General features: G+C 59.9%; 9 protein-coding genes. 3 read left to right on the top strand and 6 right to left on the bottom strand.

Going from position 1 to position 15,843, the window contains the following annotated elements; all coding sequences use genetic code 11:
• Positions 1-436: 436 nt before the first annotated feature.
• A complete protein-coding gene (locus ACFPTO_RS03565) occupies positions 437-673 on the bottom strand; it encodes a hypothetical protein (protein WP_377709508.1) in 237 nt (78 codons plus the stop codon).
• A 354-nt stretch (positions 674-1,027) separates the two neighbouring features.
• Between ACFPTO_RS03565 and ACFPTO_RS03560 the strand changes: the two genes are divergently transcribed.
• The 3 genes from ACFPTO_RS03560 to ACFPTO_RS03550 are packed head-to-tail and all read left to right on the top strand — an operon-like array spanning position 1,028 to position 7,841.
• Positions 1,028-6,640 (top strand): ESPR-type extended signal peptide-containing protein, encoded by a 5,613-nt coding sequence (locus ACFPTO_RS03560; protein ID WP_377709967.1) that lies wholly within the window; start codon positions 1,028-1,030, stop codon positions 6,638-6,640.
• A gap of 55 nt (positions 6,641-6,695) precedes the next feature.
• The gene (locus ACFPTO_RS03555) at positions 6,696-7,151 is read left to right on the top strand and encodes a DUF4019 domain-containing protein (RefSeq protein ID WP_377709507.1); all 456 of its coding nucleotides are present in this window, start codon (positions 6,696-6,698) and stop codon (positions 7,149-7,151) included.
• A 36-nt stretch (positions 7,152-7,187) separates the two neighbouring features.
• Positions 7,188-7,841: a response regulator gene (locus ACFPTO_RS03550; RefSeq protein WP_377709505.1), complete on the top strand. Its 654-nt coding sequence runs from the start codon at positions 7,188-7,190 to the stop codon at positions 7,839-7,841.
• Positions 7,842-7,906: 65 nt separating this feature from the next.
• Here ACFPTO_RS03550 and ACFPTO_RS03545 read toward each other — a convergent pair whose 3' ends face one another.
• The 5 genes from ACFPTO_RS03545 to rbsK form a co-directional block, all read right to left on the bottom strand.
• Positions 7,907-9,619, bottom strand: a complete 1,713-nt coding sequence (locus ACFPTO_RS03545) for a SpoVR family protein (RefSeq protein ID WP_377709504.1) — start codon at positions 9,617-9,619, stop codon at positions 7,907-7,909.
• Entirely contained in the window at positions 9,616-10,881 is a 1,266-nt protein-coding gene (locus ACFPTO_RS03540; RefSeq protein WP_377709502.1) for a YeaH/YhbH family protein, read from the bottom strand. Before ACFPTO_RS03540 ends, ACFPTO_RS03545 begins: the two co-directional genes overlap by 4 nt.
• Positions 10,882-11,039: 158 nt before the next feature.
• Complete coding sequence (locus ACFPTO_RS03535) at positions 11,040-12,962, bottom strand: PrkA family serine protein kinase (RefSeq protein WP_377709500.1); 1,923 nt, start codon at positions 12,960-12,962, stop codon at positions 11,040-11,042.
• A gap of 641 nt (positions 12,963-13,603) precedes the next feature.
• Positions 13,604-14,365 carry a 2-keto-4-pentenoate hydratase gene (locus tag ACFPTO_RS03530; RefSeq protein WP_377709499.1) on the bottom strand — a complete coding sequence of 254 codons (762 nt, stop codon included), beginning with the start codon at positions 14,363-14,365 and terminating at the stop codon, positions 13,604-13,606.
• 478 nt (positions 14,366-14,843) lie between these two features.
• On the bottom strand, positions 14,844-15,782 hold the full coding sequence (rbsK, locus tag ACFPTO_RS03525) for a ribokinase (protein WP_377709497.1): 939 nt from the start codon (positions 15,780-15,782) through the stop codon (positions 14,844-14,846).
• Positions 15,783-15,843: the final 61 nt, after the last annotated feature.

The raw sequence follows: 15,843 nt of genomic DNA, 5'->3' as shown, positions 1-15,843 counted from the left end.
TGGCGCTATTGCCCGGCTCGCTTATCGACACGAAAACACTTTGGCAGGTGCACATTGGCACCACATTGCCTTGTACGAACAGCCCGATTCAGACCGATTTTTTCCGTAAAGCGTCAACTGCAGTCGCCTGCTCCCCGTACGCAGTTGCAGGTGCTCTTGATCCAAGCCCGTCCGGCGTAAATCGGCATACAAGCGTACCGGGGAAGTCATGCCGAATCTTTACTGCATAACGGCAATTTCAGCGTTGTCTTTAATTCTGCCTACTTCCTGTCTGATAACAACTGCAACCTTGTATTGTGCTCTCGCAGGCTCAATCAGATTGATAAATTATGGTCGAACGTGAATTCCACGATGCAAAAACAGGATAGCGCGAATCCATCGATCAAATAAATATTGATATTACCGACAATAAATTATATCGGCTGCAACATCAAAATCAGATTCTTGCCGCCATCAGGCTTAATTGCATTTGCACAATCCATTCAAGAAGGCAATTTAACGGGTTAATTTCACACCGGACATGCGTTGCTGCTGTTGCCCGATGATTTGCCATGCCCTCTACCGGCGAAAGATAGCTCAGTGCGCGATGCGGCCTGTGCTCGTTGTGGCCCCGATGCCATGGGGCAACGATTACGCCAGCCAGGATCTGCTGTTCTGCAAAGCCCTTCTTCATGCTCGCCTCTTCTCCGAAAGCGAACCTTACCTGGCTCCCTGCCAGCCCGGTTTGCAGGGGGGCAGATCACGGCCATCGCATTTACGCAAATCAGATTAAAAACGATGCGCAAATGATGTTTATAAGTATAAAAATCAGACAAGTTCAATGTATAAATCCAATAAATTTTGATACTGTTCGTGTCGCATTCCGTTAATTGCTTTCTCTGAATTTGGATTTCGCTGTCAGATTAATTCGCACCGCATTCGCGCAATGCATCTGGCGAATCCGTTTTGCCGTTTAATTTTGCGAAGCAACCATTTATCGTATTCAGGCGGTTGCCTTATTTACGAGGTAAGGTATCGGGGATGTGAAATGAATAAAATATATCGTTCGATCTGGAATGAGGCGCTTGGCGCATGGGTTGCAGCATCTGAAATTGATGCCGTTCGCGGAAGATCTGCTGGCGCCGTCAATAAAAAAGCGATTGCAGCTGCTATTTCATTGACGGCGTTTTTCGTTTCCAGCCCCGCCATTGGCCAATACTCCGCTGGGGGCGGAAACGCAACGGGGGCCAACTCGATTGGCATTGGTACCAATGCCAGTGCAGGCGGGGCTTACGGCATCGCGGTGGGTAACAATTCCACCGCGTCGAATTCGGGGACCGTCGGCCTGGGCTCGGGCGCAAGCAGTGGCGGCGTGGGATCTGTTGCAGTGGGTAACGACACCCGTGCAGCCGGAGACAGTTCGGTTGCAATTGGCGGAGGAAATAATACCGGCACTGGCGGAGCGAGTGCCCAGGGCGTAAATGGAGTTGCAATTGGCCGCAGCGCTTTCACCGATACGACTACAACCGGGGGGGTGGCGATTGGCTACGGCGCCACGGCTTCATCGGGCGGACTCAACGGATCTATCGCAATCGGCACGTCCGCAGTGGCGTCAAATGCGTCGGCTGCGGTGTTCGGACCCAATGCAACCGCCTCCGGCGGGAGCAGTGCGGCTCTCGGTAACAAAGCAACCGCATCAGGCGCGAGCAGTGTGGCTCTCGGCAACTGGGCGTTAGCCAACGGCTCCACTACGACAGCCCTTGGCCCGAATGCCACAGCAAGCGTCACTGGATCGGTTGCACTGGGTCAAGCAGCCACCACCGTTGGAACCGCGACAACGGCGACGGCCGGTATTGGCGTGTATAGCAGCGCAACGATCGGAAACCTGACTTTCGGTAACTTTGCTGGTTCAAGCGGTGCCGCAGGCGTGGTCAGTATCGGCGGCACCGGTACCGAGAAACGTCTCCAGTTCGTCGCGGCCGGTTTGGTCAGCCCCACAAGCACCGATGCAATCAACGGTAGCCAACTTTATTCTGTCGCAAGCACGACGGCGTCGAGTATCGCCAGTTTGTCTACTGCGGACTCGACATCGATTAGCTCGCTGTCGACCGGGCTGAGTTCAACGAGTAGTTCGGTCTCTTCGTTGTCTACTTCGACCTCGACCAATGCCAGTTCTCTGTCGACCGGACTGAGTTCCACCAACAGTGGTCTCGCCTCGCTGTCCACGTCGACCTCGACCAACGCCAGTTCCCTGTCGACAGGACTGTCGACGGCCACGAGTTCGATCACTTCGCTGTCGACGTCCACGTCGACCGGTATCAGCTCTCTGTCGACCGGGTTGAGTTCGACTAACAGCACCGTCACGTCGCTGTCCACGTCGACCTCGACCAACGCCAGCTCGCTGTCGACAGGACTGTCAACGGCTACTAGCTCGATCACATCGCTGTCGACGTCCACGTCGACCGGTATCAGCTCTCTGTCGACCGGGTTGAGTTCGACTAACAGCACGGTCACCTCGCTGTCCACGTCGACCTCGACCAACGCCAGCTCGCTGTCGACAGGACTGTCGACAGCCACTAGCTCGATCACATCGCTGTCGACGTCCACGTCGACCGGTATCAGCTCTCTGTCGACCGGGTTGAGTTCGACGAACAGCACGGTCACCTCGCTGTCCACGTCGACCTCTACCAACGCCAGCTCGCTGTCGACTGGACTGTCGACGGCCACTAGTTCGATCACATCGCTGTCGACGTCCACGTCGACCGGTATCAGCTCTCTGTCGACCGGGTTGAGTTCGACCAACAGTACCGTCACGTCGCTATCGACATCAACCTCGACCAACGCCAGCTCGCTGTCGACAGGACTGTCGACAGCCACTAGTTCGATCACTTCGCTGTCGACGTCCACGTCGACCGGCATCAGCTCTCTGTCGACCGGGTTGAGTTCAACGAACAGCACCGTCACCTCGCTATCGACATCAACCTCGACGGGAATCAGTTCCCTGTCGACCGGCGTCAGCTCTTTGTCGACTGGACTGAGTTCAACGAACAGCACCGTCACATCGCTATCGACGTCGACCTCGACGGGAATCACCTCCCTGTCGACTGGCGTCAGCTCTCTGTCGACCGGCGTCAGTTCTCTGTCGACTGGGCTGAGTTCGACAGACAGCACCGTCACTTCGCTGTCGACCTCCACTTCGACTGGCATCAGTTCCCTGTCGACGGGACTGAGTTCAACGAACAGCACCGTCACGTCGTTATCGACGTCCACCTCGACTGGCATCAGCTCTCTGTCGACCGGATTAAGTTCGACCAACAGCACGGTCACCTCGCTGTCCACATCGACCTCGACTGGAATCAGTTCCCTGTCGACTGGACTGAGTTCGACCAACAGCACCGTCACGTCGCTGTCGACGTCCACCTCAACCGGCATCAATTCCCTGTCGACCGGTCTGAGCTCAACCAACAGTACGGTCACCTCGCTATCGACGTCGACGTCGACCAGCGTCAGCTCCCTGTCGACCGGACTTTCAACAGCCACCAGTTCGATCACTTCCCTCTCGACATCAACCTCATCGAGCGTCAGTTCGCTGTCCACCGGTTTGAGTACGGTTGTGGTCACAACCGATAACCTGGGCACCAGCACTGCTGCAGCGCTCGGCGGGGGAGCAACCTACAATGCCGCCACCGGCGCAATCTCCGCGCCGTCGTACACGATGTACAACGCGAACGGCACGACCGGTAGCGTCAGTAGCGTCAGCGCGGCCGTCGACCATATCAACAGTCAAGGCATCAAGTATTTCCACGCCAACTCCACTGGCCCGGACAGCCAGGCGCTGGGCACGGATTCGATCGCGCTCGGACCGAACGCCGTCGCAACCAACGCCAATGACGTCGCGCTTGGCGTTGGCTCGATCACTGCTGCGCCCAAACCGGCAACCGGTACGACACTCGGCGGCTTACCCTACTCTTTCGCGGGCGCGAATCCATTGAGTGTAGTGAGCGTGGGCGCTATCGGGGCGGAGCGTCAAATCACCAATGTTGCTGCCGGCGAGATCTCCCCAACGAGTACGGATGCCATCAACGGCTCGCAACTCTATGCGACCAACACCGCCCTCAATTCGCTGTCGACGGGATTGTCGACGGGCACCGGCACGGTTGGTTCTCTGTCGACCGGCCTGAGTTCGACCAACAGCACCGTCACCTCGTTGTCGACGTCGGTCTCGACGGGTCTGTCGACGGCGACCAGTTCGATCGACTCCCTGTCGACCGGCGTCAGTTCCCTGTCGACCGGGTTGAGTTCGACCAACAGCACTGTGACGTCGCTATCGACGTCGACTTCGACCAGCGTCAGCTCCCTGTCGACCAGTCTGAGTTCAACGAACAGCACCGTCACGTCGCTATCGACATCCGCGTCGACCGGCCTTTCGACGGCCACCAGTTCGATCAGCTCCCTGTCGACCTCGACCTCATCGAGCGTCAGCTCGCTGTCCACCGGTTTGGGTACGGTTGCGGTCACAACCGACAATCTGGGCACCAGCACTGCCGCAGCGCTCGGCGGAGGCGCGACCTACAATGCCGCCACCGGCGCCATCTCCGCGCCGTCGTACACGATGTACAACGCGAACGGCACGACCCGTAGCGCCAACAGCATCGGCGCAGCCATCGACCATATCAATAGCCAGGGCATCAAGTACTTCCACGCCAACTCGACCGCCCCGGACAGCCAGGCGCTGGGCACGGATTCGATCGCGCTCGGACCGAACGCCGTCGCAAACAACGCCAATGACGTCGCGATTGGCGCCGGCTCGATCACTGCCGCACCCAGGCCGGCAGCCAGAGCCATCGCGACAATCGGCGGCGTACCCTACGCTTTCGCGGGTTCGAATCCATTGAGTGTCGTGAGCGTGGGGGCTGTCGGGGCGGAGCGTCAAATCACCAATGTTGCTGCCGGCCAGATCTCCGCGACGAGTACCGATGCCATCAACGGCTCGCAGCTCTACGCAACCAACGCTGCGCTCAATTCGCTGTCGACTGGAATCTCGACGGGCACCGGCACGCTTGATTCCCTGTCGACCGGTTTGAGTTCGACCAACAGTACCGTCACTGCGTTGTCGGCATCGGTCTCGACGGGTTTGTCGACGGCGACCAGTTCGATCGACTCTCTCTCGACCGGCCTGAGCACGACCACCAGCACCGTCACCGCACTATCGACGTCGACCTCGACCGGCATTGGCTCGCTGTCCACCGGACTTGTATCGGTCAACAGTTCCATCGCGTCGCTGTCCACCTCGACTTCGACCGCCGTGGACGGCATAAAACCGCATTACTACAGCATCAACGATAACGGCACGCAACAGGGCAACTGGAACAATGACGGCGCAACGGGCGCCAATGCACTGGCCATCGGCGTGAACGCAACCGCGGCGGGCGCCGGCGGCGTAGCCCTGGGCGATGGCGCGCAAGCCGAATCGAGTGGCGCCGTAGCCATCGGGCAGCAGGCGATGGCCACGGGCGGCGAGTCCGTGTCGATTGGCTTCACCAATGCCGCGAGTGGTATTAAAGCAATCGCTATCGGCAACGCCATCGTTGCAACAGGCGACAATTCGATCGCACTCGGCAGCAGTTCGACCGCAACTGCTACCGACTCGCTCGCATTCGGCGCAAACGCCGTCGCGAACAATGCGGGCGCTGTCGCATTAGGTGCCGGTTCGATCACCGCTGCTCCGAACCCGACATCGAGTGCGACGATTGGCGGCGTCGCCTATGCGTTTTCCGGTGGCGCCCCGCTCAGCGTGATCAGCGTCGGCGCGCCGGGCGCAGAACGCCAGATCACCAATGTCGCCGCGGGGCGCATTTCCCCCACCAGCACGGATGCGGTGAACGGCAGCCAGCTCGACGCGGCGTATCGAGCGGTCAATTCATTGTCCACCTCGGTATCTTCGTTGAGCACCGATTTGAGCACGACCACCAGTATCGTGGATACGCTTCCGCCGCTTGCCGGCGGCAACGATTCTTTGTCGACAGGTTTGAGCACATCGGAAAGCTCGATCGCTTCGCTTTCCACGGGCATGGAGGACTTCAACAATTCTCTCGCGTCACTGTCGACATCTTTTGCGAACCAACCGCCTTCGTCCGGTGCCCCAGGCACTGGCGCCGACATGAGCATGCCTGGCAGCGTCGCACCGACCGTCACACCTGGGTCGAATTCAGTTGCGTTAGGTGCGGACTCCACAAACAGCGGCCGTTCGAACGTCGTGTCGGTAGGCAACGATACGCAGCAACGCCAGATCATCAACGTGGCTCCAGGCACAGAGGGCACGGACGCTGTCAACCTTAACCAGCTCAATGCGCTTTCGACGTCGTTCACGCACTCTGTGCAGAATCAGCAAATGCAAATCAATAGCTTGGGCGCTGAAATACAAAACACCAACAAGATGGCGCGGCAAGGCATTGCCGCGGCCACCGCGCTGACCATGCTGCCGCAGGTAGCGCCAGGCAAAACATTCACTGTCGCGGTGGGCGTAGCGCGTTTCGCCGGGCAATCCGGTATGGCCTTCGGCGCGAGCGCGAATCTGTCGTCGAACGCAGTGTTGAAGGTCGGCATCGGCATCTCGGGAGACAACAAGACGTACGGCGCGGGATTCGGATATGGCTGGTGAGCGTTGCGACTCTCATGGCACGTTGGTTTTCCAAACTTTTCGCACGACCAGGCACATGGCAAACATGCTCATAAAATCATCCCTTACCATCATTGCACTCGCCGCGGCTTTAAACGCGCACGCGCAATCCAATGGCGAGTCGGCCAACGAACTGCTGCAGGAGGCAGACGCCGTATTTCGTCACCTGGACAACGGGCAGATCAGAGTCGTGTGGAATGGTGCGGCCAAATTCGTGAAAGATCGTATCGAACGGGAGAAATTCGAAACCGGCATCCTGGAGGCCCGGAAAAAGCTCGGCACGGTCAACCGTCGTGGCTGGGCACAGATCACCCGGATCATCTACAAAAACGCGCTCGAACTTCCCGACGGTCTGTATGCGAATATCGACTACGCAACGACTCTCGCGACCGGCGCGAACGTGTTTGAAAAACTGAGTTTTCGCCTCGAAGACGATGGTCGCTGGCACTTTACCGGCTATGTGCCTCGCCAGGAACAGGGTGCCGTGCAGTGAGTTATCGAAGCGATCGCGGGAATCACCAGGATCAACATGGTCATTGACGTCATAATTGCCGACGATCACCCGACGATTGTTGCTGGCGTCGTATGCATACTCGGCGCAGTCAAAGCAATAAGAATCACCGGAACCGCGAATAATCCCGACGAGCTGGTTAAATTACTCGAAACGAAACCGTGCGATGTCCTGGTATCGGACTACATGATGCCGAACGGAACGCTTGGCGACGGCTTCGAGATGTTTTCCTGGCTGCGTCGCCGGTATCCGGATTTAAGAATCGTCGCCTTTACCGTCATCGATAGCCCCGCCATCGCGCGGCAACTCACGCAGATCGGTGTGCGTGCATGCATCAACAAGTCGGTTGACCCGAGCTATCTGATCGCCGCCATCCGCACTGCGTGCACGGAAGACGCGTCCTTTTCACGCAAAGCCGTCTGCGGAACCCGGACGCAGGAACCTGCTGTCACCGGTCTTGGCCTGTGCATGGGTTTATCGAAGTCTGAGGTACAGGTGATCCAGCTCTACGCGACCGGCATGTCGACCGTCGAGATTGCGCGCAAGCTTGACCGGTCCAGACACACCATTGACGCACTGAAGGCCGAGGCCATGCGCAAGCTCGGTATCGCCGACGATGCTGAATTGTTGTCGTATGCGTTCAAGGTCAGCTTTCACGGCGCAGTGCACTGAGCCTGCCCGGAAAAGCCGACGCATCGACGTCCAGATAGTTTGACGGCCCGGTAGACAGGCGGCGGCTAAACCCTCAACGATGGCGGCATATAACGGCATTCATAGCGCTTGCGCACGGTGCCGTTCTCGTCGACGCTCTCCAGATACACATCGAACTGCCACAGCCTCACCATGTGGCGCAGCACTTCGTCGGTGTCGTTGGAAAGATGGCGGTTGTCGCTCATGAAGTGGCGCAGCGTGAGGCTTCGGTCGCCACGCGTATTGACCGACCAGACCTGGATGTTCGGCTCGCGATGATGCATGTCGTATTGCCGCGAGAGCGCCTGGCGCACGTACTGGTAACCGCTGTCGTCGTGGATCGCGGAAACTTCGAGCGCGTCGCGCATGTCGTCGTCGAGCACAGAAAAGAGCCGCATTTCGCGGATCAGATGCGGCGAGAGATATTGCGCGATGAAGCTCTCATCCTTGAAATTGCGCATCGCGTAGTGCAGCGATTTGAGCCACGGGCTGCCCGCCAGTTCGGGGAACCACTTGCGGTCTTCGTCGGTGGGGTTTTCGCAGATGCGGCGAATGTCGCTCATCATGGAAAATCCCAGCGCATACGGATTGATGCCGCTGTAATAGTGCTTTGTTACGGGCGGCTGATACACGACGTTGCTGTGCGAGTGCAGGAACTCCATCATGAAGCCGTCTTCGAGCTTGCCTTGCGCATACAGCGTGTTGAGCAGCGTGTAATGCCAGAACGTGGCCCACCCTTCGTTCATGACCTGCGTTTGCCGTTGCGGATAAAAGTACTGACCGATCTTGCGCACGATGCGAATCACTTCGCGCTCCCACGGCTGCAGGAGCGGCGCGTTTTTCTCGGCGAAATAGAGCAGGTTTTCCTGCGGCTCGGGCGGGAAACGCTCCTCCACTTCCTCTGCGAGCGGCCGATGTCTCGCGGGCAGCGTGCGCCACAGATCGTTGACCTGCGACTGCAAATAGGCTTCCCGTTCGCGTCGCATCGCGGCCTCGCGCTCGAGCGAAAGCTTTTGCGGACGTTTGTAACGGTCCACGCCGTAATTCATCAGCGCGTGGCAGGAGTCGAGCAGTTCCTCGACGCGATCAAGGCCATAACGCTCTTCGCATTCGGCAATGTAGTTTTTCGCGTAGACAAGGTAGTCGATGATCGCATGGGCATCGGTCCAGAGACTGAACAGATAATTGCCCTTGAAAAACGAGTTGTGACCGTACGCGGCGTGCGCGATGACGAGCGCCTGCATCGTCATCGTGTTCTCTTCCATGAGGTACGCAATGCACGGATTCGAATTGATGACGATCTCATACGCGAGCCCCATCTGGCCTCGCCGGTAACTCTTCTCGGTCGCGAGGAAGTGCTTGCCGAACGACCAGTGCCGATAGTTCACCGGCATGCCAACCGATGCGTAGGCGTCCATCATCTGCTCGGCACTGATCAGCTCGAGCTGGATCGGGTACACGTCAAGCTCATATTGCTCCGCAACATGCGCGATGTGCGTGTCGTATTCCTCGATCAACTCGAAGGTCCAGTCGGACGGGCACGGCAACGGCCGTCTATCGGCTAAGTCCATGTGCACTTCCTTTGGCTCGCGAAGCCCACGCTCCGGCTCTCGAGCGTGTTCGGAAACATGACCGGGTTCCCCGGCGGCGGGTACCGTGGCGTCCTCCTTCACACCATGGTGCCCCTTTTCGTGGCCGCCAGTCTTCCGGCGCTCCGGCTGATAGCCGCGCGCCTCGTTGTGCAAGTGGCGTGTCGTCATGATGTTTCCACCTGCTTTTCAAACAGCTCCCGGAAAACCGGGTAGATATCCGCCGCGGAGTCGACTTTCTTCATCGCCAGATGCGGCTGGGTCAGCGCCAGTTGCGCGTATTCGAGCCAGAGATTCTGCTCTTCAGGCGTCACCTGGATATACGCAAAATAACGCACCTTCGGCAGGATGTCATCCAGGAGGATCTTACGGCACTTCGGCGAATCGTCCGTCCAGTTGTCCCCGTCCGACGCCTGCGCACCGTAGATATTCCATTCGCTCGGCGAATATCGGTCCTCGATCACCTCTTTCATGAGTTCCAGCGCACTGGAAACGACCGTACCGCCGCTCTCGGTGGAATGGAAGAAGGTGTCTTCATCCACTTCTTCGGCGCGCGTATGGTGACGGATGAACACCACCTCGATGCGCTCGTAATTACGCTTGAGAAAGAGGTAGAGCAGGATGAAAAAGCGCTTGGAGAGATCCTTGCGCTGCTCGTCCATCGAACCGGACACATCCATCAGACAAAACATCACGGCCTGGCTCGACGGCTGTGGCTGTTTGATGCGGTTCACGTAGCGCAGATCGAAGGGATCGATGAACGGAATGCGCCAGATGCGGCCGCGCAGATGGTGGATCCGTTCTTCGAGGTCGCAGATTTCTTCGCGCCGGTCGGCCGGATCGGCCTTGAGCACCTCGAGTTGCTCCTCGAGTTCGTGAAGTTCGTTGGCGAGCGGCGCACCCAGCGCGATGCGCCGCCCGAGCGCGCTGCGCAGCGAACGTACGACATCGATGTTGTTCGGTGTGCCCTCGGCGGCCCAGCCCATGCGGATGCTTTTCCAGGTGGGCACGGCCATCAGATGGGTTTTGACGAGGCGCGGGAGTTCGAGGTCGTCGAAGAAGTACTGCATGAACTCTTCGCGCGACAGTTCGAACACGAAGTCGTCCTGCCCTTCGCCTTCGTTGCTCGCCTGGCTTCCGCCGCCCGCGCCGCCTTGCGGACGCGGAATGCGGTCGCCGCGCACGTAGTCTTCATTGCCCGGATGCACCATCTCGCGCCGCCCGCCTGGACCGTGGCGGAACGACGGTTCGGCGATATCCTTGCGCGGGATCGTGATGCTCTGGTTATTCTGAATGTCCTTGATGCTGCGATCACGCACCGCTTCCGATACGGCGTGACGAATATAGTTTTTCACGCGGCGCAGAAAGCGCTCGCGGTTTGCAATGCTCTTGTTCTTGCCGGCCAGCCTGCGGTCGATGATTTGATGAAGCACATCCAGTCTCCCGCTCCAGTTTCGAATGGGCGAGGCGCAGCGCGGTTTGCATCTGCGTCGCGCTTATGGCCATGCGGCCCGCGCCCCGCCGGAAGCCCGTGCGGCCCGCCGCCGTAAAGCACTGGCGGCGCGGCGCACGGACGGTAAAGCCTCCTCGCTCATGATGACTTGCGCACCCGCAGATACCAGTCGCACAGCAACCGCACCTGCTTCGGCGTATAGCCCTTCGTCACCATGCGGTTGACGAAGTCTTCGTGCTTGCGCTGCTCTTCCGCCGAGCCCTTCGCATTGAACGAGATGACCGGCAAGAGTTCTTCCGTATTGGAGAACATCTTCTTTTCAATGACCACGCGCAGCTTTTCGTAGCTGATCCATGCCGGATTCTTGCCGGCGTTGGCGGCCCGTGCGCGCAGTACGAAGTTGACGATCTCGTTACGGAAGTCCTTAGGATTGCTGATGCCAGCCGGTTTCTCGATCTTCTCCAGTTCGGCATTGAGCGCCGCACGGTCGAAACTTTCGCCCGTGTCGTGGTCGCGGAATTCCTGATCCTGGATCCAGAAGTCGGCGTACGTGACGTAGCGATCGAAAATGTTCTGCCCGTATTCCGAATACGATTCGAGGTACGCGGTCTGGATCTCCTTGCCGATGAACTCGGCGTAACGCGACGCCAGCACGTCCTTCACGAAGGACAGGAATTTCTGCTCGGTTTCCGGCGGAAACTGCTCGCGCTCGATCTGCTGTTCGAGCACGTACATCAGGTGCACCGGATTCGCTGCCACTTCGGTGGAATCGAAGTTGAACACGCGCGAGAGAATCTTGAATGCGAAGCGCGTGGAGACGCCGTTCATGCCCTCGTCCACGCCTGCAAAATCGCGATACTCCTGATACGACTTCGCCTTCGGATCGGTGTCCTTGAGATTTTCGCCGTCGTAGACCTGCATCTTCGAAAAGAGGCTGGAATTCTCCGGCTCCTGCAGGCGCGTGAGCACGGAAAACTGCGCCATCATCTTGAGCGTGCCCGGCGCACAGACGGCGTGGGCCAACGACGAGTTGCGCAACAGCTTCTCGTAGATCTTCATCTCTTCCGAGTAGCGCAGACAGTACGGCACTTTCACGACAAAAATCCGGTCGAGCAGCGCCTCGTTGTTGCGGTTGTTGCGGAATGCCTTCCACTCCGATTCGTTGGAGTGCGCAAGGATGATGCCGTTGAACGGAATCGCGCCGAACCCTTCCGTACCCTTGAAGTTACCTTCCTGGGTTGCGGTGAGCAGCGGATGCAGCACCTTGATCGGCGCCTTGAACATTTCCACGAATTCGAGCAAACCCTGATTCGCGAGGCACAGGCCGCCCGAGTAGCTATAGGCGTCGGCATCGTCCTGCGCGTACTGTTCGAGCTTGCGGATGTCGACCTTGCCGACGAGCGAAGAAATGTCCTGGTTGTTCTCGTCGCCAGGCTCGGTCTTCGCAATGCCTATCTGCCGAAGGATCGACGGATAGCGGCGCACCACGCGGAAGCGCCGGATATCGCCGTTGTATTCATGCAGGCGCTTGACTGCCCATGGGCTCAGAATGCTCTTGAGATAGCGGCGCGGAATGCCGTATTGCTCTTCGAGGATGGGACCGTCTTCGTCATAGTCGAACAAGCCGAGCGGCGATTCGTTGACGGGCGAACCCTTGATCGCATAGAACGGCACACGTTCGAGGAGCTGCTTGAGGCGCTCGGCGATCGACGACTTGCCGCCGCCCACCGGACCGAGCAGATAGAGGATCTGTTTCTTCTCTTCGAGGCCCTGCGCTGCGTGGCGGAAATACGCGACCACCTGCTCGATCACGTCCTCCATGCCGTAGAACTCGCGGAACGCAGGATAGACCTTGATGACCTTGTTCGCAAAGATGCGTGACAGGCGTGGATCGTTACGGGTGTCGATCTGTTCGGGTTCGCCGATTGCTGTCAGCATGCGTTCGCCAGCTGTGGCGTACGCACTGGGATCTTCCTTGCAGAGCGCGAGATACTCCTCGAGCGAGAATTCTTCCTCTCGCGTTTTTTCGAAGCGGGTCGCGAAGCTGCTGTAGATATCCATGCTACCTCCTCGCTAGATCTTCGACCGATGTCGCGCGCGGCGCGCCCGTCGGAAACGACATCGCTCGAATTCATCCTAAACCCTTTTCTATTTTTTTTCACAGAGAAATCGCGCCGGATAAGGCCAGGTGAAAGACTGCTTGGAGCACGACCGGGCAAGCCGTACAATCAATTCCCTCTGGACGCGCAAAATTCAGGCCGCGGCAGCAATCGACGCGCCGCAAACACCGCTTTCGCCTTTCGCACCTTTCTTTGCGCCTTCGCTGTCTCATGCCTCCACTGGACGCTTCTTTTTTGCAGGCGTCTGCGCGTTATCCCTCACGCTCCGCCACTCTCCGTCATGGGCGGTAACACCTGCTCTGTCCATGCTGTTGTCCCTGCGCGTCACCGTTTATTTTTCTTTTGTTTTGGCGCGGTCCGCATCCGTTCTGCATGCGAGCCAATCATGCGAAACGTGCAAAACGTGCGAATCGCGCGTGCGAACGTTACCTGTCCCTACCGGCAGTAGTGGCTTGGACGGCGCGCGAAACTGTCACGCCTGACAGCTTGTGCGGGCAAAACACGCAACCCAGAAAAAAACCGCCTCGCGTTACGCGGGCGGCTTCTCTTGTTCAATACCTGAGCGCGGCAGTGCCCCGCGCGCTAGACGAACTCGATCTCCACTTCGCCAAGTCCGTCGATGCGCCCGTGCATCAGCCCCGGCCCCGCGATACGATGCGCGCCGACATAAGTGCCGGTCGTCACCGTCCACTCGGGTTCGATCGTGATGCCCATGGCTGCGCAGTGGTTGACGAACCACACCAGCAATTCGCGCGGATCGCCTGCCGGGTTGCCGGGCGCCTCGGGCACGAGCGATGCCCCGTCGAAGGAAAGCTCCAGCCCGGGTGCGACGAAGTCGAGCGAGCGCGCAAGCGCCGCGTAGGGCAGCGCATGGCCGGTCACGAGCGCGCCGTTGTTCTGTGCGTCGGCCAGTTGCGCGAGCGGCACAACATTCGGCCACTCCGCGAAGCGGCTGTCGACGATCTCGATCGCCGGCAGGATCTGTCCGACCAACGCAAGCACCTCGTCGCGCGCGTAGGCATCGGCGCGTGGTGCGATGGGCTCGGCGAAGCGGAACGCAATTTCCAGCTCCACCAGCACGCGGAAAAACGCCTGCCGTTCGAGCCGTACGGGTGAGGCGTAGATGAGCGTCGCCGGAATTGGCGCGCCCGATGCCGGTCCGCCCGGCGCCCGCGCGCCGACCTTCCAGCCGCCGGTAGTCGTCCCGAGGCCCGCCATGACGGCCTGCTGGATGGCGTAGGCCGTAGCCGCGTCGGGCGGCATGCGCATGGGCGCCGCCGTGTCGATCAGCTGATGCTGGCGGCGCGCATTCACGAGGCGCTGCGCGAGGTCGTCGTGCGTCATGTCTGGGTCCTTTTGTTCTATCACTCGTGACCGGCACGGATGAACCATGCAGTCGGATGTCGTTGTGTCGGAGTCTCGCTCGCCGGGGGCGCGCCCACGGCAAGCCATGCGCGCGGCACGGGCACTCGCGGCCTGCGCCGGCATGACCGACGCGCGCAAGTGTACCGTGCGAATTGGGCAGCGCTCGTGACACCGCTCATCAATGTACCGTAACTGCGCAGGCGTAGCGTGCGCTCCAGCACCGAGCCGACCCCCAAAAAAGCCGTTGCAATGCAGCGGCGTTTCAGCTCAATGGCGCGCATTCTGGCGTGGCGGCGTACGTCATGGCAAGAATCGCCGCTCTTTACGCCCTTTACGGCAAACGTTTGGCCACCTTGAAAATGGCCATTTGGTATGAAGATTGCGAGGGCTATGGGGAAATGCCAGCCGAACACCCAAGTGACGACGTGGCGCAAACGCGTTGCGTCAGTCGAGGGATTCAGGTGGGTACTTCGTCGAGGCCCGGAATCGACGGTTGCGCACCCGCGCGCGTGACGGAAATCGCCGCCGCGCGCAGTGCGAACTGCACCGCCGCCGGTGCTGCGACGCCGCGCGCCAGCCTCGCGGCCAAAGCGCCGATGAACGTGTCGCCGGCCGCGGTCGTATCGATGGCCGTGACGCGCGGCGCGGGCCAGTGCGCGGGCGGTGCCTCGCCGAGCAACGCGCAGACGCCCTGCGCGCCGAGTGTCACGAGCACGTTGCGCGCGCCCGCGTCGCGCAATGCGAGCGCCGCGTGCACGGCGTCGGCGGGCGTACTCGCAGGCAGACCCGTGAGCACCGAGGCTTCGAGTTCGTTGGGCACGAGGTAATCGACGAGCGGCAGCCAGTCTGCCGGAAGCGGCCCCGTGGCGGGCGCGGGATTGAGAATAGTGGTCTTGCCAAACCGTTTTGCTGCGGCGAGCGCCGCATGCACGGCGTCGGGCGGCGTCTCAAGCTGGCAGACCACGACGTCCGCCTGCGCCAGCACCGCTTCGTGCCGCGCAATCGTGTCGGGCGTCACCTCGCCATTGCTGCCTGCGACGATGACGATCGTGTTCTGGCTCGCTTCGTCGACGACGATCAGCGCCACGCCCGTCGGCGCGTGCGGCGAAGTTTCCAGCGCGGCGCAGTCGATGTCTTGCGCGACGAGTCCCGCGCGCAGTTGCTCGCCGTTGGCATCGGCGCCAACGCAGCCGATCATGGCGACCCGCGCGCCAAGGCGTGCGGCGGCCACCGCCTGGTTGCCGCCCTTGCCGCCCGCCACCTGCGCGAAGGCGCTGCCCGCGAGCGTTTCGCCCGGTTGCGGCAGGCGCGGCGCGCGCACGACCAGATCCATGTTCAGGCTGCCGACCACCGCAACGCGTCCGCCTGCAGGCCGTGTGAATATCCGTGCCGTCACGGTTGCTCCTGGTTCAATGCGATGCGTCGTGCGGCGTGCGTTCCGGTGTACATCCCGTTTT

Source organism: Paraburkholderia denitrificans, assembly GCF_042655705.1.
Classification (GTDB): Bacteria; Pseudomonadota; Gammaproteobacteria; order Burkholderiales; family Burkholderiaceae; genus Paraburkholderia; species Paraburkholderia denitrificans.
This window is presented reverse-complemented; position numbering and strand designations above follow the sequence as displayed.